This window comes from Nonomuraea typhae, assembly GCF_009760925.1.
GTDB lineage: Bacteria > Actinomycetota > Actinomycetes > Streptosporangiales > Streptosporangiaceae > Nonomuraea > Nonomuraea typhae.
The window spans coordinates 101507-121723 of the sequence record NZ_VRLV01000015.1 but is presented as its reverse complement, the minus strand read 5'-3'; the positions used below and the strand labels follow the sequence as shown (position 1 = coordinate 121723).

General features: G+C 71.5%; 22 protein-coding genes. 8 read left to right on the top strand and 14 right to left on the bottom strand.

The features are described from left to right. Positions 1-17: 17 nt before the first annotated feature. Together FVE25_RS41125 and FVE25_RS41120 are read right to left on the bottom strand one after the other, a co-directional pair. Complete coding sequence (locus tag FVE25_RS41125) at positions 18-464, bottom strand: hypothetical protein (protein WP_157252915.1); 447 nt, start codon at positions 462-464, stop codon at positions 18-20. Next, complete coding sequence (locus tag FVE25_RS41120) at positions 448-828, bottom strand: hypothetical protein (RefSeq protein WP_157252914.1); 381 nt, start codon at positions 826-828, stop codon at positions 448-450. The genes FVE25_RS41125 and FVE25_RS41120 overlap by 17 nt, the downstream gene beginning before the upstream one ends. Before the next feature lie 108 nt (positions 829-936). Here FVE25_RS41120 and FVE25_RS41115 point away from each other — a divergent pair, with 108 nt between their 5' ends. Beyond that, positions 937-1395: a hypothetical protein gene (locus tag FVE25_RS41115; RefSeq protein WP_157252913.1), complete on the top strand. Its 459-nt coding sequence runs from the start codon at positions 937-939 to the stop codon at positions 1393-1395. Between the two features lie 4 nt (positions 1396-1399). On the opposite strand, the gene FVE25_RS41110 is transcribed toward FVE25_RS41115, so the two are convergent. The 4 genes from FVE25_RS41110 to FVE25_RS41095 form a co-directional block, all read right to left on the bottom strand. Next, entirely contained in the window at positions 1400-2602 is a 1203-nt protein-coding gene (locus FVE25_RS41110) for a thioesterase II family protein (RefSeq protein WP_157252912.1), read from the bottom strand. 143 nt (positions 2603-2745) lie between these two features. Further along, positions 2746-3219 (bottom strand): hypothetical protein, encoded by a 474-nt coding sequence (locus FVE25_RS41105; RefSeq protein ID WP_157252911.1) that lies wholly within the window; start codon positions 3217-3219, stop codon positions 2746-2748. 137 nt (positions 3220-3356) lie between these two features. Further along, entirely contained in the window at positions 3357-3773 is a 417-nt protein-coding gene (locus FVE25_RS41100; protein WP_157252910.1) for a Dabb family protein, read from the bottom strand. Then, on the bottom strand, positions 3770-4978 hold the full coding sequence (locus FVE25_RS41095; protein WP_246268233.1) for an MFS transporter: 1209 nt from the start codon (positions 4976-4978) through the stop codon (positions 3770-3772). Before FVE25_RS41095 ends, FVE25_RS41100 begins: the two co-directional genes overlap by 4 nt. A gap of 70 nt (positions 4979-5048) precedes the next feature. Here FVE25_RS41095 and FVE25_RS41090 point away from each other — a divergent pair, with 70 nt between their 5' ends. Together FVE25_RS41090 and FVE25_RS41085 are read left to right on the top strand one after the other, a co-directional pair. Then, positions 5049-7733 (top strand): AAA family ATPase, encoded by a 2685-nt coding sequence (locus tag FVE25_RS41090; protein ID WP_157252908.1) that lies wholly within the window; start codon positions 5049-5051, stop codon positions 7731-7733. 10 nt (positions 7734-7743) lie between these two features. Further along, complete coding sequence (locus tag FVE25_RS41085) at positions 7744-8544, top strand: GNAT family N-acetyltransferase (protein ID WP_181019881.1); 801 nt, start codon at positions 7744-7746, stop codon at positions 8542-8544. Positions 8545-8557: 13 nt separating this feature from the next. Here FVE25_RS41085 and lexA read toward each other — a convergent pair whose 3' ends face one another. The 3 genes from lexA to FVE25_RS41070 all read right to left on the bottom strand — a co-directional run bounded on the left by lexA (position 8558) and on the right by FVE25_RS41070 (position 11263). Beyond that, a complete protein-coding gene (gene lexA / locus FVE25_RS41080; RefSeq protein ID WP_219825885.1) occupies positions 8558-9226 on the bottom strand; it encodes a transcriptional repressor LexA in 669 nt (222 codons plus the stop codon). A gap of 142 nt (positions 9227-9368) precedes the next feature. After that, complete coding sequence (locus FVE25_RS41075) at positions 9369-10253, bottom strand: PaaX family transcriptional regulator C-terminal domain-containing protein (protein ID WP_157252905.1); 885 nt, start codon at positions 10251-10253, stop codon at positions 9369-9371. A 5-nt stretch (positions 10254-10258) separates the two neighbouring features. After that, entirely contained in the window at positions 10259-11263 is a 1005-nt protein-coding gene (locus FVE25_RS41070; RefSeq protein ID WP_157252904.1) for an alpha/beta hydrolase family protein, read from the bottom strand. 148 nt (positions 11264-11411) lie between these two features. Between FVE25_RS41070 and FVE25_RS41065 the strand changes: the two genes are divergently transcribed. Further along, complete coding sequence (locus FVE25_RS41065) at positions 11412-12161, top strand: class I SAM-dependent methyltransferase (protein WP_157252903.1); 750 nt, start codon at positions 11412-11414, stop codon at positions 12159-12161. Positions 12162-12458: 297 nt separating this feature from the next. Beyond that, entirely contained in the window at positions 12459-13925 is a 1467-nt protein-coding gene (rox, locus tag FVE25_RS41060; RefSeq protein ID WP_157252902.1) for a rifampin monooxygenase, read from the top strand. 2 nt (positions 13926-13927) lie between these two features. On the opposite strand, the gene FVE25_RS41055 is transcribed toward rox, so the two are convergent. After that, positions 13928-14677: a helix-turn-helix transcriptional regulator gene (locus FVE25_RS41055; protein ID WP_219825884.1), complete on the bottom strand. Its 750-nt coding sequence runs from the start codon at positions 14675-14677 to the stop codon at positions 13928-13930. Positions 14678-14795: 118 nt separating this feature from the next. Here FVE25_RS41055 and FVE25_RS41050 point away from each other — a divergent pair, with 118 nt between their 5' ends. Both FVE25_RS41050 and FVE25_RS41045 read left to right on the top strand, forming a co-directional pair. Next, positions 14796-15338 carry a DUF2231 domain-containing protein gene (locus FVE25_RS41050; RefSeq protein WP_219825883.1) on the top strand — a complete coding sequence of 181 codons (543 nt, stop codon included), beginning with the start codon at positions 14796-14798 and terminating at the stop codon, positions 15336-15338. Then, positions 15335-15775 carry a hypothetical protein gene (locus FVE25_RS41045; RefSeq protein ID WP_219825882.1) on the top strand — a complete coding sequence of 147 codons (441 nt, stop codon included), beginning with the start codon at positions 15335-15337 and terminating at the stop codon, positions 15773-15775. The genes FVE25_RS41050 and FVE25_RS41045 overlap by 4 nt, the downstream gene beginning before the upstream one ends. On the opposite strand, the gene FVE25_RS41040 is transcribed toward FVE25_RS41045, so the two are convergent. The 3 genes from FVE25_RS41040 to FVE25_RS41030 are packed head-to-tail and all read right to left on the bottom strand — an operon-like array spanning position 15772 to position 18425. After that, positions 15772-16608, bottom strand: coding sequence for a DUF4436 family protein (locus tag FVE25_RS41040; protein ID WP_219825881.1), 837 nt, complete (start codon positions 16606-16608; stop codon positions 15772-15774). The two genes, FVE25_RS41045 and FVE25_RS41040, sit on opposite strands and share 4 nt — an antisense overlap. A gap of 53 nt (positions 16609-16661) precedes the next feature. Continuing rightward, the gene (locus tag FVE25_RS41035; protein ID WP_219825880.1) at positions 16662-17768 is read right to left on the bottom strand and encodes an agmatine deiminase family protein; all 1107 of its coding nucleotides are present in this window, start codon (positions 17766-17768) and stop codon (positions 16662-16664) included. Between the two features lie 45 nt (positions 17769-17813). Then, positions 17814-18425: an ATP-binding cassette domain-containing protein gene (locus FVE25_RS41030; protein WP_157252900.1), complete on the bottom strand. Its 612-nt coding sequence runs from the start codon at positions 18423-18425 to the stop codon at positions 17814-17816. Positions 18426-18547: 122 nt separating this feature from the next. Between FVE25_RS41030 and FVE25_RS54065 the strand changes: the two genes are divergently transcribed. After that, entirely contained in the window at positions 18548-18697 is a 150-nt protein-coding gene (locus FVE25_RS54065) for a hypothetical protein (RefSeq protein WP_181019888.1), read from the top strand. On the opposite strand, the gene FVE25_RS57165 is transcribed toward FVE25_RS54065, so the two are convergent. Then, entirely contained in the window at positions 18636-20045 is a 1410-nt protein-coding gene (locus FVE25_RS57165) for a recombinase family protein (protein WP_219825879.1), read from the bottom strand. The two genes, FVE25_RS54065 and FVE25_RS57165, sit on opposite strands and share 62 nt — an antisense overlap. Positions 20046-20217: the final 172 nt, after the last annotated feature.

Genomic DNA, 20217 nt, shown 5'->3' with positions numbered 1-20217 from the left:
CCGCCGGATAGGGGCGGCTACATGATGGCCAGCTCGCTGCGCCAGTCAACGGGCAGGCGCGTGCGCGACAGCGCACGCTCGCCGGGGCGCCAGACGGCGATCATGGCGGCGTAGGCGCTGTCCGGCGGGTAGGGGTCCGCGGTGGTGACGAAGGCGCCCGCGAGCACCAGGCGCCCGTCCGGCAGCCAGCGCATCCTGCGGGTCTTGACGTCGACGGGCACGGGCATGGCGGGCAGTCGGGTCCAGGCGAGGGTCTTCGTGTCCAGCACCCAGACGTCGAGCAGTTCGTGGGCCGCCGGGCTGGGGGTGAGGAAGGGGACGGCGATGTACCTGCCCTCGGGGCCGGCCTCGCCGTCCCCGATGTCGCCGGTGGCGGCGGGACGGCCGACGGGCTTGCCGGAGGGCATGAGAGCGAGCTTGCGGCCGGGCCGTACGACCAGGAGGTTGTCAGCGGTCGCGGCCACGATGTCCGGGTAGGCCGCGGTCTTTCTGAGGCTGTCGTGGGCAAGGAGGATCGACGTCTGGGCGTGCCTGGCGTGCAGGCCGTACGGGGTACAGGCGTCCTTGGTTGACCTTCGGCCCGCTCACCGAGATCAGCGTGTGGCGGCCGTGGGCGGAGGCCGAGACGGTCAGCCGCGGGTCCGGTCCCGGCAGGCCGGTGACGGGGGCCGACGCGCCGCTGTCCACGTCCAGGATCGCCGGAGCGCGGCCTTCGCCGTTGACCAGCAACCGGATCCCGGTGCGGCTGCGCACGGGCTCCGCGGCCTGGGGCGCCGGGGCACAGCCCACCACGCACACCAGCACCATCAGCGGTAAAGCCCTTGTCATAGGGCAGTTATAGCGAATGCCGCAATGCGATCATGCGGGCTGCAGTCGCCGTGCAAGCGGCGCCTGGTCAACTACCGGCATCGGAGCGAATCAGGGTGAGGTAGAACGATGGCATCGATCGTCTTCGGGACAGTCGCGGCGATCGCCGTGATCGTCGGCATGGTGGTGTTCTTCCGCTTGAGGCGGAAGCCGCACACCCGCGCCGCGGCGTATGTCAGCGCCACGATCATCCTCCTGGCCGCGGGGATGCTCACCATGGGCTCCATCTCGTTCGCGAGCCTGGAATCCGCCGCGCTGCGCACCTTTTCGCCGGAGGAGCGCGCGGCGGCGATGCCGTGCGAGGCGGCGGTCCTGAAGGCCGAGCAGACCTCCAACAAGCTCAACGGGCGCTACATCTGGCAGTTGTGGCTCCGCGTGACCCCCGAGACCGGCCGTCCGTACGAGATCGAGCGTACGGCCCGGCTCACCTCGTCCATGGCGGAACGCCTGGAACCCGGAAATGTCGTGCTTTCCTGCCTGGTGGACCGCGCCGACCAGACTCAGATCGAGATCTCGGCCCTGGCCTGAGCCGTCACCCCGCCATGTCGAAGCTCAGCCGCACCCTGTCGTACGGCACGGCCACCGCGGCCACCGCCTCGCCCAGGGACAGATGGACGACCTGCCACCGGGCCAGCTCCGGCTCGTCGTGGGCCCGCCACGGACCGGGATCGGTGAGGTCGGGGAATCCGGCCGCCGCGGGATCGCCTCCCCGGCCGGCCGCCGCCATCAGCGCCCGCTTCGCGGCGACGGCGCGCAGCGCCAGCCACCGGCGATCCTCCTCGGCGGCGTCCTCGATCTGCTCCCGCTCGTCCGCGCTCAGCTCGGCCAGGCCGCCTGGCCTGTCTGGGCCGCCGAGATCCCGCGCTTGCAGGACGGACACCCCGATCCTGGGCTCGTGCGCGCCGATCGCCGCCACCAGGGTCAGGTCGCCCGCGTGGCTCGTGCCGGCCGTGGCCCGCCCGGCGTAGCGGCGCAGAACCGTCTCGTGATCGGCGCGGCGCCCCGCCCACAGCTGCAGCTCGTCCGGTTCCGGCAGGGTGTGCTCGGCCGTCAGGTCGGCGGCGATGAGCGCGGCCAGCTCGGCGGGGCGGTCCCTGACGAACAGGTGACCGCCGCGCAGCGTGCGCAGCCGGAAGCCGGCGGTGGTGTGCCTGGCCCAGCCGAGCATGTCCGCCGCGCCGACCTCGCCGTCGTCCAGGCCGGCGAAGGCCACGATGGGGGAGTCGATCGGCGGCTCGGGGACGAAGGTGTGGTTCTTGATCCAGGTGAAGTCCGCGCGCAGCACCGGCATCATCAGCTCCCGCAGCTCGTGCAGGTGCTTGAGCTCCGGGAGCGCGTCGGACCTGCGCACGAGCTGGTCGATGAAGGCGTCGTCGGGCAGCTCCACGGCCGCCGCCAGCGGCACCCGGCGATCCGGCGGGTGCGCGCCGCCGACGTAGAGCCTCGACGGCTGGCGCAGCCCGCGCCTGCGCAGCTCACGCACCACGTCGAAGGCCAGCCGGGCGCCCATGCTGTGGCCGTACAGAACGTACGGCTCGGCCGTGGCGGGCGCCAAGTCGTCGGCGATCCCGGTGACCGTGAACTCCGGCGGTTCCGCTATGCGGTTCTCCCGGCCGGGAAGCTGGACGGGGACCACGGTGAGATCGGCCAGTGCGCGCCGGAGGCCGGCATAGGCGCTGGCGCCGCCGCCCGCGTAGGGCAGGCAGAACATCGTGCGAGCGGACGGTGGATCCATGCGTGCCGCCGCGGCTGTGTGGCCGCTGATCGCCCAGCACCTCCCTGCGTTGCAGACGTCACCCCTTATATCGACGCCGCAGGGATCGAGTCAACGGCGCAACCGGGACGGCGCACGCCGGCGCCGCCCCGGTCACGGGCGGATCAGAACGGCTGGTTCACGATGCTGTTCACCTTGATACCGGTGACCTTGATCTGCCGGAGGTTCACCTGAGGCTGCCCGACGCCCTTGATGCAGCCCAGGGCGATCTGCCCCGTCCCGGTGAAGTTGTGCACCACGTGCACCACGATCGCCTGCTTGCTGTGCGGGGCGAGGGTCACCTCGGTGTTGTCGGTGTCCGCCCCGCCCTCAGCGCTGAGCCGGCAGTCGTAGTTGATCGTGCTCGACCCGGTGTTCTCCGCGTACATCTTGGCGGTGATGGTGTAGTTGCCGGAGAAGCCGCCGAACAGGCCGACGGCCAATAACGAGTTGGAGTGCACGAGGTGGTTGTTCCACCTGCTGATCACCTCCGGTGGCGCCGCCTGCGCCGGTGCCGCGTTGCCCGCGACCACCGCCGCGGCGGCCAGCGCCACCGCGATCCCGGCCGCACGCTTTCCCACGCTCTTGATGGTGCTCATCTGATTCGGTCTCCTGTCGATGGACGGACCTTCCCTGCGCCGGTCGGTGCGGCGATCACCGGCGCAAGGAAGGTAACGGGAGATCGATCGGCGTCACCATGCACAAAGACGCACAGCGCGGATGGCCCGAGCGCGGCTCACTTCCCGTGCGGGCCGGGGGCCGCGCTGCCGGTGTAGGAGCCGAGGCCGGAGACCAGTTCGGTCAGCTCCGGGTCGCTGTCGTAACGGCGCCGGTGCAGCTCGGCGATCTTCTCGGCCATCCGCGGGTCCGGATCGTCGGTGATGTCGAACGAGACGAACTTCTCGACCAGGGGCAGCCCGACCCGATCGGTGTTGCGGTGCGCGGGGTGCATCAGGTACTCCCAGTAGCCGTCGAGATCCTCGATCACGAAGATCGCGCCCCATTCGTACTCGCCGCCGTAGTCGCGGCCGACGACGAAGGACGTCACCGACGGGATGACCCGGCCCTGGTTGCGCAGGCTCTCCATCGCCTCCTCGAGCTGCTCGGGCGTGACGCCCTCCTTCACGGTGAAGCGGTTGCCGTGGTAGATCATCGATTTTCTCCCTGTGGTTGTGGCCGGATAGTGCGGATCAGGCTGAGGGCCGCGCCCGCCGCCATCGCGACGCCGGTCCAGGTGAACGCCCCGGCCAGGCCGTACGCCTGGACGAGGGGTTGCACGGCCAGCGGCGAGAGGAACTGCCCGAGAAAGATGCCGGTGACCAGGCCGCTGAGGATCCGGCCGCGCCGGTCGGGCGGAGCGAGCTCGGTCAGGCGCAGGTTCAGGTTGGGTACGGCGAGGCCGACGCCGGCGCCGCCGACCAGGAGCCCCGCCGCGATCTGGACGACGGTGCCGGCCGTACCCGTCAGCAGCCAGCCCAGCCCCAGCAGCGCGACGCTGACCGTGGTGATCGTGGCGGAGGTTAGGCGGCGGCGCAGGGCCGGGAAGGCGAGGGCGCCGGCGGCGCTGGTCAGGGTGCTCCCGGCGATCACCGCACCGGTGACGACGGGCCCGGTGCCGAAGCCGGCCAGCAGGAACGGCAGCTGGGTCGGCGCCATGTAGAACACGAGGGTGGCGACGAGGGCGAGTGCGTAGACCCCGGCGACGCGGGCGGTCGTCCGCCGCCCGTCGTGGCCGGACGGGGCCGCGGGCCGCTCGGGCCGCGGCGCCTCGCGCAGGGTGAGGAGCGCGAACGGGACGATGAGGGCGGCGGCCGCGTAGATCAGGAACGGCAGCTGCCAGCTCACCGCGGCCAGGAGCCCGGCCAGCGGCAGGAAGACCACGCCGCCCAGGCCGGCGAATGCCTGCTGCAGCCCGAGGAAGGAGGCGCGGCGCGGCCCGTCGAACCAGTCGGTGATCATGGCGCTGATCGCCGTCATGATTGCGCCCACCGCCACGCCCAGCAGGGCTCGGGTGATCAGCAGCAGGTACAGGTCGCCGACGGCGAAGCCGGCCGTACCGGTGAGGGCGTACAGCACGAGGCCGGCCACCAGCAGCGGACGCCGGCCGAGGCGGTCGGCGACGAGGCCGGACAGCGGGGCGCTGATCGCGATGGCGAGCGAGGTGACGGTCAGGGTGAGCCGGACGAGGACGTCCGCGCCGGGTGTCCCGGCGAACGCCGCGCGCATCTGCGGCAGGCTGGGTGCGATGATCGCGGCGGCCATGATGGTCAACGTCGCCGCGGCCAGCACCGTGCCGCGAGCCGGCCGGGCCGGGGCGGCGGCCGGCGTGGAGCGTCCTCGGGTGGTCACGTCGTCCACGCTCGCACCGGCGCCGCCCCCTTCGCGTCGGTGGAAATCGCCTATGTCCGCACACAGGTACGGTTCGGGCATGCAGACGTTTGGCCAGGTACCTCCCTCGCTCGTCGGAAGACAGGGCGAGCTCGGCCGCATCGAGGCGTTGATCGGCGCCGCGGGCGAGGGCTCCGGCGGGGTGCTCGTCCTGCGTGGCGAGCCGGGCATCGGCAAGACCGCCCTGCTCGAGCACGCCCGGCACGCCGCTTCCGGCTTCCGGATCATCGAGGCGTCCGGGTCGGAGTTCGAGAGCGAACTGCCGTACGCCGCCCTGCACCAGCTGTGCGTGCCGGTGCTGGAGCATCTCGGCGAGCTGCCCGCCCGGCACCGGAGCGCCCTTCAGGTCGCGTTCGGCCTGGCCACCGGCACGCCGGAGGTCTTCGGGATCGGCATGGCGGCTCTGGAGCTGCTGGCCTCGGCCGCCGCGCGGCGCCCGGTGTTGTGCGTCGTCGACGACGCCCACTGGCTCGACGACGCCTCGGCCAAGTCGTTGATCTTCCTCGCCCGGCGGATCTCCGCCGAACCCGTGGCGATGGTGCTGGCCACCCGCCACGGCCTGGACGAACTGCCCGGCCTGGACCTCGCCGGCCTGAGCGACGCCGACGCGCGCGGGCTCCTGGCCGGGATCCGGGCGACGCTCGACGAACGGGTGCGCGACCGCGTTCTGGCCGAGGCGCGCGGAAACCCGCTGGCCCTGCTCGAACTGCCCGGCGCGGGCGGCTTCGCCCTGCCCGGCACGGCATCGGTGCCCGGCCGGGTCGAGCGCAGCTTCCAGGCCCGGCTGGCGGACCTGCCCGACGGCGCCCGGCTCCTGCTGACCGTGGCCAGCGCCGACCCGACCGGAGACCCCGGGCTGCTGTGGCCGGCGGCGGAGAAGCTCGGTCTCGACGGGGCCGCCGGCGCCGCGGCCGAAGCCTCCGGGCTGGTGGAGTTCGCGACCCGCGTCCGCTTCTGCCACCCGCTGGCGCGATCGGCGGTCTACCGGGCCGCCGCAGCCGACCGGCGCCGCGCGGCTCACCGGGTCCTGGCCGAGGTCACCGACCCGATCGCCGATCCGGACCGGCGGGCCTGGCACCGCGCCCACGCCGGCGCCGGACCCGACGACGAGGTCGCGGCCGAGCTGGAACGCTCGGCCGCACGGGCCCTGGCCCGCGGAGGGGTGGCGGCCGCCGCCGCCTTCCTCGAACGCGCCGCGGGGTTGTCGCTGGACCCCGGCCTGCGGACCCGGCGCACCCTCGCGGCGGCCCAGGCCAAACTCGACGCCGGCGCCACCGACGCGGCGGCGGACCTGCTCAGCACCGTCGAGACCGGCGCCCTGGACGAGCTCCAGCACGCCACGGCCGACCTGCTCCGCGGGCAGCTCGCCTTCGTACGGCACGGCGACGGCGACGGGCCGGCCCCGATGCTGCGCGCGGCCCGGCGGCTGGCCGATCTCGATCCGGAGCGATCGCGCGACTGCTACCTGGACGCGCTGGAGATGGGCCTGGTCGTCGGCCGGGCCGGCGGCGTCATGGACACGGTGGTGGCCGCGGCACGCTCGGCCCCGCCCGCCCCGCGTCCCCCGGACGTCCTGGACGGGCTCATCCTGCTGACCACGGAAGGCCACCGGGCGGCCGTCCCCCTGCTGCGGCGGGCCCTCACCGACGGCGACCGCCCGCTGTGGACGCGCCACCCCGCGCTGGCCACGATGCTGGCGGGCGAACTGTGGGACCACGACCTCCACGCGGCGATCATCGAGTGGCTGATGAAGACCGGCCGCAGCACCGGATCGCCGCTCGTCCTCCGGCTCGGCCTGGCCCAGACGGCCGTCGCCGCCACGCACACCGGCGATCTGGGGACGGCGATGGCGGCGATCGCCGAGGAGGAGGCGATCGCCGCCGCCGCGGGTGACGCGCCGATGGCCTACGCGCGGCTGCACCTGGCCGCCATGCGCGGTCACCGCGAGGAGGCGCTCGCCCTGATCGAGACGATGACGGGGGAGACGGCCACCACGGGCAGGGGCCGGCTGATCGCCAACGCCCACTTGGCGGCAGCCGTACTGAACAACGGCCTGGCCGACTACCCGGCCGCGCTGGAGGCCGCGCGCCGGGCCACGGAGCCCGGAGACCTCTACCTGGCCGGGATCGCCCTGCCCGAGCTGGTGGAAGCGGCGGTCAGAAGCGGCCGGCCCGCCGCGGCCGAACCGGCCCTGCGCTCGCTCACCGAACGCACCCGTGCCGGCGGAACCGCCTGGGGCCTTGGCGTCGGCGCCTACGCGCGGGCGCTGGTCACCGGGGACGAGGACGACTACCGCGACGCCATCGAGCACCTGGACGAAAGCCCGCTGGCCGTCTACCGCGCCCGCGCCCACCTCCTGTACGGCGAATGGCTACGCCGCGCAGGCCGCAGAAGCGACGCCCGCCGCCACCTTCGCACCGCCCACGACCTGCTGTCCGCCTGCGGCCTCGACGCGTTCGCCCGCCGGGCCGCGGGCGAACTGCGCGCCACCGGCGAACGGGCCCGCAGCCGTTCGGCGCCACACGCCTACGACCAGCTCACGATGCAGGAAGTGCACATCGCCCGCCTGGTCGCCACCGGCGCGACGTCCAAGGAGGTCGCGGCCCGGCTGTTCCTCAGCCCCCGCACCGTCGACGCCCACCTGCGCAACATCTTCCGCAAACTCGGCATCACCTCACGCAGGCAGCTCAGGAGCCTGCCCGGCTTCTCGCCACCGGCCGTCTAGGGTGAGCCGGGTGGTTCGAGTCGCGACAGCCGATGACCTGCCCGCCGTGCGCAGGGTCGCCCGACGGTTCGGCCTGCTGGAGGGCTGGCCGGGGACGCCGGACTTCCTCGACGCGGAGCGTGCTTTCGGCAGGCTTCTGTTCGCTCCGGACGACGCCGGCGGAGCCCTCGGGTTCGGGGGCACGCTGCGCCGCGGCGGCCTCACGCACCTGGGCGATCTGTTCGTGCTGCCCGAGCGGCAGTCCTCGGGGCTGGGGCGCACCCTTCTCACGGAGCTGCTGCGCGAGAGCGGGCCGAAGGTGACGTTCGCCTCGTCCGACCCGCGGGCGATCGCCCTCTACGTACGGCACGGCCTGCGTCCCCTGACTCCGCTGCTCTACTTGACGGGCCCCGCCACGAGACTGCCTGCCGCAACGGTCCTCCGGACGCGCCCGGAGGATGCCGCGCCGCTGGACGCGACCTCCTCCGGAGGGGATCGGGGCGCCACCCTCGCCTGGTACGCCGCCGTGCCCGGCGTCACCCTGTACGCGACGGACCGGGGCTACGCCGCCGCACGTGAGCGCGCGGACCACGTCCTGATCGGCCCGGCCGGCGGCGCCACCCCGCACGACTGCGCCGACGCCGTGCTCGGCGCCCTCGCCGCCGCGCGGCCGGCCGGCGCCCGGATCGCGCTCCCGGGGACGCACCCTCTGGTGCCCGTGCTCATCGGCGCCGGCTGGCGGATCATGGACATGGACACCCTGATGGCCGACGACGAGGCCGGCGCGCTCATCCAGCCGGACCGCTACGTCCCCCATCCCGACCTCGGCTGACCGAGGGCCCGGCTCACACGTTGCGCAGCACCGAGACCACGATGCCCAGCACCACCGCCTCGTCCCCGTCGATGACCTCGTAGGCGGGATTGCGGGGTTCGAGCAGCACATGCCCGTCACGCCGGCGGAACACCTTGACGGTGGCCTCCCCGTCGATCATCGCGGCGACGATCTGGCCCGAGTGGGCCTCGGGCTGCTGCCGTACGACGACGATGTCGCCGTCGCAGATCGCGGCGTCGACCATCGAGTCGCCGCGCACCCGCAGGGCGAACACGGTGCCCCGCCCGGTGAGGTCGCGGGGGAGGGTCAGCTGCTCATCCAGGTGCTGGTCGGCCAGGATGGGCGTACCCGCGGCGATGTCACCGACCACGGGCACGGTCACCATCTCGGCGGCCGGTTTCGGCGCCGGGCCGCGCAGGAACAGGCGTACGTCGATCGGCCGGGTCATCGCCGGGCTCCGCCGCAGGAACCCCTTGTCCTCCAGGCTCTTCAGGTGCTTCGACACCGACGACGCCGACCGCAGCCCGACCGCCTGGCAGAGCTCGCGGGTGCTCGGCGGGTACCCGTGCCTGACCACCCAGTCCCGGATCGCGGCCAGGATCCGCTGCTGGCGGGGCGGCAGGGCCGAGGCGTCCAGGCATTCGAACGGGTCAAGATCGTCGTAGGTGGTCACCTGCGACATGCTAGACCGCGCGCGCGGCCGGTCTCACGCCGCCGGGACTTTGATCTCACCGGCGATGACCTTCCTTTTGAGCTCGTCCAGCTCCGGTGACGCCGATTTCCGGACCGCCGGGCCGTACGCAGCCCCGCCTCTGTTCCCTGGCTTATTCCGTGATCATGGGCGCCACGACGAGACTCGTACCTGCCGCTAAAAGGTTCATGCCGTCGTAGAGCGTGAAAAGGCGCAGGCCGCCGTCGTCGTGCTCGGCCAGCGACGACCAGCAGCGCGCGGCAAGGGCGCGGGCGCGGGTGCCCGGCCAGGGCTGGGGGAGGAGCTCGGGAGGCAGGAGCGGGTCGGGCTCCATCGCGCGGGTGAACTCCGCGGCCAGTTCCACCACGATGGTCAGCCGTTGTGCCGCCGTCAGCCCGGCAGGGTCCTCGGCGCGCGCGAGCCGGTGCTCCGCCACCGCCGCGAGCCGCTCGTAGCGTTCGGCGATCTCGCGCAGCGGCCACATGGCCGCGGTGAGCGCGACGGGGTCGGTCTCCTCGCCACGGCGCAGGTCCCGCGTGCTGAGGAAGGTGACGTGGTCGAGGATGCCCAGGTGGCGAGCGTGCTCCTCGACGTACGGCGCCCATGGGTTCGCGCTGACGTAGAGCCCGCCGTGGACGGCCGCGCCGCCCAGGAAGGTGAGCGCGGCGCGCAGCGCGTCACGGGCGGGCCGCGCGCTTTCCGGTACGGCGAAGCCGACGAGATGCCAGGAGCCGTCCCAGGGCGCCAGCCCGGCGTCCTGCCGGAAGGCGTGGGCGGTGAACTCGGCGTCGAGCCCCAACGCCCGGCCGGCGCCGCCGGTGGCGCGCAGGATCGCCTTGCGCCCGCGCCCCTCCTGGACGAACCGCCCCTCGGCGATCAGCCGTTTGACGCACAGCCGGACCTGCTGGTCGTTCATGTCCAGCAGGTTCGCGATCGTGTACAGCTCACCGGCGTCCACCGTGAGATCGGTGCGGACCAGCGCTTCGACGAGCATCCGGGTGGGGACGTGAACCTCCATGGCCGTCACCCGTGCTTCCTGACGTAGTCGGTGAGCGAGTCGAGGTAGCCGGGGACGTAGAGCGAGCGCGGCGCGGCGACGGACGTGATCAAACCCCAGACGCTATCAGGGTGGTCCAGCTCGTACTTGACCGCGTTGTGCGAGCCGTCGCGGAGATTCTCGACCGTGAGCAGATCCCGCGGTATCCCCGCACGGTAGGCGGCCGCCGTCTCCGCGACGTCGACGTTGCGATCGCGGTCCCCGAGGACGAGCAGCGTCGGTGTGCGCACCTTCGGCAGCTGATCGGTCACATCCGCGCGGAAGTTCGCGAGAACGAACCGCCACCGGTCCCGGTCCATCGGCGGCTGGTCCAGCCCGGACGCGAGGTACTCGCCGTAGCCGGCCCCGTCCTCCAGAAGGCGGATCTGGGCGGCCCTGCGGCGGAGTTCGGCCGCGAGCTTCCCGGCGGGCGCGCCCTGGTCCTGGAGTTGCGCCCGCAGGTGGTACTCGCCCTGCCGCAGCCAGTTCACCGCCGCGCCGACCAGGATCATGAACCGCAGGTCGGTACGGTCTCCCGCCACCTTGGGCAGCACCCACCCGCCCTGGCTGATCCCCCACACGCCCAATCGGTCCGGGTCGATGCCCGGTTGCCGCTTCGCCCAGTCCAGCGCGGCGCCGACCTCCGCGCTGCGCTCAGTCATGCTCTGGTGCAGCCAGTTCCCCGGCGCACCGCCGACGCCTGGTTTGTTCCAGGACAGCGACGCGTATCCGGCACGGGCGAACGCCTCCCAGATCGGCCGGTAGAACCCGTCCCTGGAGGCGTCGGCCACGCCGTCCCCGTGAGCGAAGACGACCAGCCCCCGTGGCCCCTCGCCTTCGGCGGGCAGCGCGAGCACGGCCTTGAGCGGCTGCTCGGGCCCCGGGATGGTCACCTGCACCTCGCGCAGGGCGAAGTCGTTCTGCACGACGATCCACGCGGCCGCGCCGGCAACGCAGGCGAGGGTGATCGCGAGCCACTTTCTTACCTTCATAGAACTATCGTAGTGGATACGATCGTATGAAAGTTGATAGGTCTGTTTCGGTGCCGCGCGGCACGTGCTGATCGGCCGTAGTGTCGTGCGGAGGTGGGAGCGGCCGATGCCCGGCGCGCTCGCAGCAGTGTCAATCGGGAGGCGTGACATGGCCAGGATCACCTACGACGATCAGACCGCGGCGGCGTTCAAGGCGGTCCGTGAGATCCCGCGAGCCGGGCTGGGGGAGTGGCGCGACGCGATCCGGCGTCACCTCGACCCGTCGCCGGGCATGACCGTGGCCGACATCGGCGCCGGGACCGGCGCGTTCGCCACCGCCTTCGGCGACTGGTTCGACCTCGCCATCGTCGCGGTCGAACCGTCGGCGGCGATGCGGGCCCAGATCCCGTCCCGCCCGGCCATCCGGGTGCTGGAAGGCGAGGCCGGCGCCCTCCCGCTCCCGGACGGCTCGGTGGACGCCGCCTGGCTGTCGCTCGTGATCCACCACATCCCCGACCTGGAGGCCGCCGCGCGGGAGATCCGCCGCGTCCTGCGCCCGGGCGCGCCCGTGCTGATCCGGCAGGGATATCCGGACAGGGCCGACGCGACGCGCACCTTCCCCTGGGAGTTCTTCCCCGAGGCCGCCCGGACGACCGCCACCTTCCCCACGCTCGAGCAGACGTGCCAGGCTTTCACCGCCGCGGGATTCCGCCGTGAGGCGCTGGAGTCGGTCCCCGAGAAACTGACCACCCTTGCCGATTTCCTCGCCCAGGTGGATGTCTACCGCCGCTCCGACACCATCATCCGCGGCCTCACCGAGGAGGAGTTCCTGCGCGGCAAGGAACGGCTCCGCCGCGCCGCACGGGATGCCGGCCCGGAAACCCGGACCAATTGGCTGGACCTCCTGGTTCTGCGCTGAGGCGTCTCATGCCGGTTAGAAATCTACAAAGTAAAGGCGGCTGGTTAAAGAGAAATTGAACAACCACTCCCCAAACTCTTTCAACGACCACACCGCCTCGAACGCGCTCAGGTAAAGCGTTGGACGGGGCGATGGCCGGGCTTGTAACGTGCGGTTGGCCGTGACGCAGTCCAAGGAGGTGAGACCCATGAACGCTGTATCGATGTGGGCGCTCCCCCTTCCCGTCATGGCCGGGCGATTGAGGTAGGTGTCGCCGGGAGTGCCTTGCTGACCAGGCACTCTCGAAAGGCAACACCTATGTGTTCTCAGCAGGTCACCGCCCAGTCGCCGTCGGATGACGGGGTGGATGTGATCATTGCCGGCTGCGGGCCGACCGGCGCGATGCTGGCCGCCGAATTGCGGCTGCACGATGTGCGGGTGCTCGTGGTGGAGAAGGAGACCGAGCCCACTTCGTACGTGCGCATAGTCGGGCTGCATGTGCGCAGTCTCGAACTGATGGCGATGCGCGGATTGCTGGAGCGCATTCTCCCGCATGGAAGGCGGCGTCCGGCCGCCGGTTTCTTCGCCGCCATTCCCAAACCCGCGCCCAGGGGGCTGGATTCGGCGTACGCGTATGTGCTGGGTATTCCGCAGCCGGTCATCGAACGTCTGCTTGAAGAGCGTGCGATCGAATTGGGCGCGCAGGTTCGGCGCGGGTGTGCGGTGGCCGGGTTCGAGCAGGACGACGAGGGGGTGAGCGTCGTGCTGGCCGATGGGGAACGGCTGCGTTCGCGTTATCTGGTCGGCTGTGACGGCGGGCGCAGTACGGTGCGCAAGCTGCTCGGTGTCGGCTTCCCCGGTGAGCCTTCGCGGAGTGAGACGCTGATGGGCGAGATGGAAGTGGGGGTGTCTCAGGAGGAGATCCCCGCCACTGTGGCCGGCGTCGGCGCGTCTCCTCACCGGTTCTGGCTTCGGCCCTATGGCGAGAGGGTTTACGGCGTTCTGGTTCCCGCGGCGGGAGTCGGGGATCGCGCGGAGCCGCCCACCCTCGAGGATTTCCGGCGACAGCTGCGTGCCGTCGCGGGAACGGATTTCGGTGTGCATTCTCCGCGCTGGTTGTCTCGCTTCGGGGATGCGACGCGGCTGGCGGAACGTTATCGGGTGGGGCGGGTGCTGCTGGCCGGTGATGCGGCGCACATTCATCCGCCCATTGGCGGGCAGGGGCTGAACCTGGGTGTTCAGGATGCGGTCAATCTCGGCTGGAAGCTGGCCGCGCGGATTCGTGGGTGGGCGCCGGGGGCGCTGCTGGACACCTATGAGGCCGAGCGTCGTCCGGTCGCCGGGGAGGTGCTGGACAACACTCGTGCTCAGGTGGAGTTGCTGTCGGTCGAACCGGGTGCGCGGGCGGTGCGCAGGTTGCTCACCGAGCTGATGGATTTCGATGAGGTGAACCGGCATCTGATCGAGAAGATCACTGCGGTCGGTATCCGTTACGACTTCGGTGAGGGTCCCGACCTGCTCGGTCGGCGTCTGCGTGACATCGAGGTGGGGCAGGGCCGTCTTTACGGGCTGCTGCGTGGCGGGCGCGGGCTGGTGCTGGATCGTACGGAGCGTCTGAGGGTTGGTGGCTGGTCGGATCGGGTCGATTGTGTCGCGGATCCGGCTGCGGCGTTGGGTGTTCCGGGTGTCCTGCTACGTCCGGATGGTCATGTCGCCTGGATCGGTGAGGATCAGCATGATCTGGACGGTCATCTCGCGCGCTGGTTTGGCCGGCCTGTGGGCTGATGTCACGTTGGGTGGTCTTTTTCGCAGGCGGGTTGGTCGGTGGTGGGGGTGGCGGGGGTTTCCGGGACGCCGAGTTCGACGCAGCAGTGGCCTGAGCGGGGTGTGAGGGTGGCTTGGACGGCGGGGGCGTCCAAGCCGGTGAGGAAGCCGGTGAGGAAGGCGTGGTTGATGCCGCAGACGAGGTCGGGGGCTTTGGCGGCGAGGGGGTGGAAGGGGCAGTTGCGCAGGAGGATGTGGGTGGGGGTGTCGCGGGTGGGTTCGTAGCCGTGGCGTTCGAGGACGTGCTGGGCGCAGGTGAGGGCGCGTTCTGGGCCGAGTCTGGCGCCGCGGAGGTGGGCGCGTTCGGTGTGGCCGAGGTGGTGGCCGCGTTCGTGGGCGAGGCGGTGGGCTGCTTGGCCGGCGGGTTCGGCGGGGGTTTCGGTGAGGACGGCGTCGATGAGGATTTCGGCGAGGAGGACGGGTTCGCGTGGGGGGATGCTGACCTGGACGTCGAGGGTGGAGGGTTCGTAGACCTTGGGGGTGCGGCCGACTCGGCGTAGTCCGCCGGGGTGTTCGTAGCGGGTGGTGAGCAGGCCGGCGTCGACGAGTTTGTCGAGGTGGAATGCGGCGAGTTTGCGGGAGATTCCTACGGTTTCGGCGGCTTCGTCGCGGGTGACGGCGCGTGCGGTGCGGCGGATGAACGCGTACATGGTGCGACGCAGGTCGTCGTCGAGGGCGGCGAGTGCCGCGAGGCTCGTGGAGTCCGATGTCACGTGTCCACGATAACGCGTAGGAATCTTCAGATTCGCCTGACGGGAGTCTTCGGACCTGGGAAGGTTGACGCCGTCACCGAATATAACCAAGACTTATTGGTGAAATAGGAGGTGGGTCGTGGCTGAGACACAGCCGGGCAAGCAGCCGGTGACCGTGCTGGCGGGGCCGTACGGGCATCCGGTGCACCCGATCCTGGTGACGGTGCCGATCGGCGCGTGGGTGGCCAGCATGGTCTTCGACATCGCCTCCCACCTGCATGCGCCGGGGGGTTTCCTGGCGCAGGGGTCGCTCTGGCTGATCGCGCTCGGGGGGATCGGTGCGCTGGGCGCCGCGTCGGTGGGGTTCCTGGACCTGTTCGCGATCCCGCCCGCTACGCCCGCCTTCCGGACGGGCCTGGTGCACATGGGCCTCAATCTGGCGGTCACCGCGGGGTATGCGGCGGGGTTCGCCTGGCGGCTGGGGGGTTATCAAGAGGCGCGGCCGGTGCCGGCCGGGCAGATCGCGCTGTCGGCGGTGTGCCTGGTCGTGCTGGCGGTGTCGGGGTATCTGGGCGGCAAGCTTGCCTTCCGCTACGGGGTCCGGGTCGCGGACGAGCGCACCCAGGCCGAAGGGTTCACTGCGCGACCTGCCGAACATCTCTCCCGAAAGGACGCACGATGATAGAGATCGCCGCTCTGGTCACCTGGCTCATCACTGCGCTCGGCGGCTTCTACATGCTCGGCACGTGGATCGCCCGCGGCGGCGTGCGCCAGAACAAGACGGGTGACTCCCGTCTGCCCACCTCGGTCGTCTTCGGGCATTTCCTGCTGGCGGCGGCCGGCCTGGTCGTCTGGATCGTCTATCTGTTCGCCGCCACGGCCATGCTGGCCTGGATCGCGTTCGGGCTGCTGGTCCCGGTGGCCCTGCTCGGGTTCGCCCTGCTGCTGCGCTGGATTCCGGTGCGGCGCGAGAGCGTCGCGCGTCACGGCGTCGGCGCGGCGCCGGTGGCCGAGCCGCCGGCCGAACGCGGTTTTCCGATCGTCATCGTCGTGGGGCACGGCCTGTTCGCCGTGACGACGGTGGTGCTGGTGCTGGTTTCCGCGCTGGGTTTGGGCTAGCGGGTGGTGCCGGTGAACTCGGCCCGGGCGCCGGCGATGACGGTGCAGGTCAGCGCGACGGCGATGACGACCTCGGCCCACAGGAAGGCGGCGTAGTCCACCAGGCAGCCGAACGGCGGGGTGCCGGGGGCGGTGGTGCGGAAGGCGGCCAGGGCGAACAGCGTGGCGGCCATCCAGCCCAGGGCGGGCCAGACCAGGCCGCGCCGGCGGGAGACGAGGTACCAGGTGGCGGTGGCGACCGAGCCGGCCAGCGCCCACATGGCGGCCATCATGAACAGGGCGAACAGCAGGACGCTGGTGGTGCGTTCGACGGTGACCTCGAAGGTGGCCGCGCCCTGGCTGTGGGCGGCGGTGACGAGCTGGGTGAACAGCGGGTCGCGGCCGGTCAGGGTCATGTTGACGGGTACGGCGGCGCCGTCCATCTGGGCGGAGACCTCGATGGCGGTCCAGTAGGCGTCGAAGGGGTAGTCGGCGGCCGATCCGCCCTCCAGGGAGACGGGCACGTCCACACTGGAGATCCGGGTGTGGGCGGGGAAGCGCAGGTCGCCGCGGACGGCGGCGGAGGTGAGCAGGGTCAGGGCCGAGGCGGGGGACAGGCCGCCGGCCTCGGCCAGGTCGCCGCGGGGGACGACGAGCAGGCGCAGGGTGAGTTCCCGGGCGCCGGCGTCCACGCGCTGGATGGAGGCGTGGACGTCGATGCGGTCGGGGGCGGTGTGGGGGGCGGTGTGGGCGGTGCCCAGGCTGTGGCGTTCGTCGATCTGCAGCCAGGTGCCCAGGCCGATGGCGGCGAGCGCGGCCAGGCCGGCCGCCACCGCTGTCAGGCGCCGCACCATGGGGGGAAGCATGCCCGGCGGCGCGGGTGGCTCAACGGGGCCGGTGCGCATGTTTAGCTCGGCTTGGGCATCTGCTGGGTCGCGCAGTGGATGCCGCCGCCGCCTTCGCCGAGGGTGTCGACGCCGACCTGGACGATGTCGCGCCCGGGGTAGAGGTCGCGGGCGATGGCGGCGGCGTCTTTGTCGGCTTTCCTGTCGCCGAAGCGGGGCATGATCACGCCGGAGTTGACGACGTAGTAGTTGACGTAGGTGGCCAGGAAGCCGTCGCCGCGGCGGCCGATGTCGACGGGTTCGGGGAGCTCGACGAGCTCGAGTTTCTTGCCGCGGGCGTCGACGGCGGTTTTCAGGACGGTGCGGGCCTGGTCGTGGGCGGCGGTCCAGACGTCGGCGGGGGCGTCGTGCGGCGGGGTGCTGATGACGACGACGCCGGGTTCGGAGAAGCGGGCCAGGGCGTCGATGTGGTAGTCGGTGATGTCCTGGCCCTTGATGCCTTTGACCCAGATGAAGGTGGTTGCGCCGACGGTTGCGCGGAGGGCGCGTTCGATGTCGGCGCGGGTTTTGCCGGGGTTGCGGTTGTCGTTGATCAGGGAGCTTTCGGTGGCCATGAGCGTGCCGGCGCCGTCGACTTCGATGGAGCCGCCTTCGGCCACGATCGGCGCCTGGATTCTGGTGGTCTTCTCCATGGCCAGGATTTCGCGGGCGACGTCCTTGTCGCGGGCGTGTGCCTGTTTGCGGCCCCAGCCGTTGAAGTTGAAGTCGACTCCGGCGCGGTTGGTGCCGTTCAGGACGAAGGTGGGGCCGGTGTCGCGCATCCACAGATCGTCGACCGGGATCGGCACGACCTCGACCTGGGAGCCGCAGGCGCGCTGGGCGGCCTGGGCGTCCTTGGGGTTGGCCAGGAGGACGACCGGTTCGAAGGCGGCGATGGCGCGGGCAATGGCGGCGATGTCGCGGCGGACGCCGGCGGTGTCGGACTTCCAGATGAGCTCGGTCGGCCACGACATGAAGGTCAGCCGGTGCGGGTGGGTTTCTTCGGGCATCAGCCATGCAGGTTTCTTCACCACGGCGTTCGTCGCGTTGCCCCCGGAGGCGCCGCAGGCGCCGAGCGCGCCCGCGGCGGCGGCCAGGGCGGCCGCCTGGATGGTTTGACGTCGTGACATGCGCACGAGAATCCCTCCTGACTGAAATTTCGGTTAGTTCTGAGCTTAGCGGGCTGACCTGGGCACCGAGGACAACAGCCGCCGGGTGTAGTCGTGTTGGGGCGCCGACGGCACGCGCGCGGTGGGGCCGCGCTCGACGATGGCGCCGTGCCGCATGACGAGCAGGTCGTCGGTGATCTGGCTGACCACCCCGAGGTCGTGGGTGATGAACAGGAACGCGGTGCCCGTCTGCTCGCGCAGGTCGGCCAGCAGGTTGAGGATCTGCGCCTGGACGCAGACGTCGAGTGCGGCCCCGGCCTCGTCGAGCACCAGGACGGCCGGTTCGACGGCCAGCGCGCGGGCGATGGCGACCCGCTGGCGCTGGCCGCCCGACAGCTCGCGCGGCAGCGCGTCGGCGGCGCTGAGCCGGGGATCCAGCGACTGGAAGGGGTCCTGGAAGACGATCTGCACCTGGCGGGCCCGCCGTAGCCGATCGGCGCGGCCGCGCGGGCGCGGGGTGCGCCGGCGGCCGGCGACGGTGATGCGCCCGGCGTCGGCGCGCTCCAGGCCGGCGATGATGCGGGCGGTGGTGGTCTTGCCCGGGCCCGACTCGCCGACCACGCCGAGTGAGCCGCCTTGGGCCAGCGCCAGTGCCGGCAGCGTCAGGTGGTGGAGCATGCCGGGCAGGTCCTCGCCGCCGCCGATGACCGGGAACCATGGCTGGTTTGCCCCAGTAGCCGGGGAAGCGGGAGAGTTCGAGGGATTCGCCCTTGTGCCAGGGGCCGAGCCGGTAGGGGCCGGTGCAGTCGAGGCCGTCCCTGGCGACCGTGCCGGCGGAGGTGGCCATCCACTGGTTGAACTGGGAGTCGGGCTTCTTCAGCCGTACGGTCATCTCCATGGGGCCGCTCGCGGCGATGGAGGCGACCCGGTCGAAGGATTTGGCCCAGTAGGAGCCCAGGGCGGGGGTCCAGGTGGCGGCGCAGGCTGGCCACGACGTCGCCGGCGCTCACCTGGCCGCCGCCGTGGAAGCTCACCCCGGGCCGGATGCGGCAGACGAACGTGGCCGGGCCGGGTTGCCGTACCTCGGCGGCCAGTCCTGGGCTCGAGGCCGAGCTGGGGAGTCCAGCGCATGAGGCTCTCGCAGACGTTGGCGAGGATCGTGTTCTGCGGGTAGTCGAAGGCGTGGAGGTAGTCCAGCGTCGGCGGCTCGGCGTACAGCGACCAGGCGAAGGAGGCGAGCCCGGCCGCGGCCGGCGGCGTCGAGGCCGACAGCGTGAACCCGGGCTGAGGGGTGGGCGCCCCGCCGCAGGCCGTCACCAGCAAGGCGGGGTCGTGGTCATATTTCAACGAGACTTCTCGATAAGCGCTGTACCGCAGGTCAGCGGGGTTCGTCTCGGGTGGTCCAGCCGTGTGTGGTGATGAGTTTGGCGAGGGCCTGGCGGAGTTGGTCGATGCGGTCGGTCGCGTCGGGTCCGCGAATGCCGATGGTGATGGTGGAGTCGGTGGCGTGGTAGACGGTCTGGCATCCTTCCGCTGCGGTTCGGGCGGCGGCGTGGATGCGGCCGCGCAGCGCGATGAGCTTGCGTGGATCGCTGTGTTCAAGGCCGTCGATGGTGAGGTAGCAGGGGTACGGTGGCCGTGTTGTGACCTTGAGCGGGTTGTTTCCTCTGCTCGGCGGGGCTGCTGTGGTCTGGTTTGGTGGTCATCTCGCTCAAGCTTGCTGGCGTCGGTGTCGGCCAGGATGCGGTAGACGCTGGCCACGGAGGGGTTGCTGCCTTTGTTCTTGCCGGTGGGGATGATGAGCTTGGCCGCGATGCCGGGCACCGGCACGCCGCGGGCGCGCAGGTCGCGGGCGTAGGCGATCATGTCGTCGTCGAAAACCTCGGGGCGGCCGCCGTGGCGGCCACGCTCGCGTGCCGCGGCCTGGCCTTCCAGGGATTTCTCCCGCATGTACTCCCGTTCGGATTCGGCCATGCCGGCGAAGAAGGCGAACAGGGCGGCGCCGTGCCCGGAGGGGTCGTAGAGGCCCTGCAGTGGGCCGGTGAGCAGTTCGAGCTGGATGTCGGCGTGGCGCAGGTCTTCGGCTATGGTCAGCAGGTCGGCGGCGCCGCGGCGCCGGCGGGCAAGGCCTCCCGCGGCGGGCCGGGCTCCCAGACGCGGCCGGGTCCGCGATCGGCGGGGGTGCGCACCTCCGGCTCGGCGCGCAGCTGGGGCGCCCGGGTGAAGCGTGGGGTGTGGTACTTCGGGGCGACCTTGCCGCCCCGGGTCCGGCAGGCGCTGCCCGCCGGCGCGGCGCACATGGGGCAGCCGAAGGCATCAACGGCTGCGGGGTTGGCAAGATCGCTCATGTCGCAGACCTATCGCGAGCCATGTTCTGCGAGAAGGGTTTTGTGAGAGGTGCTGATAACGAAGATCGAGGACAAACCGGGCGCGCATCGACAGCTGTTCGGCTCTCGCAGAACTGTCCATT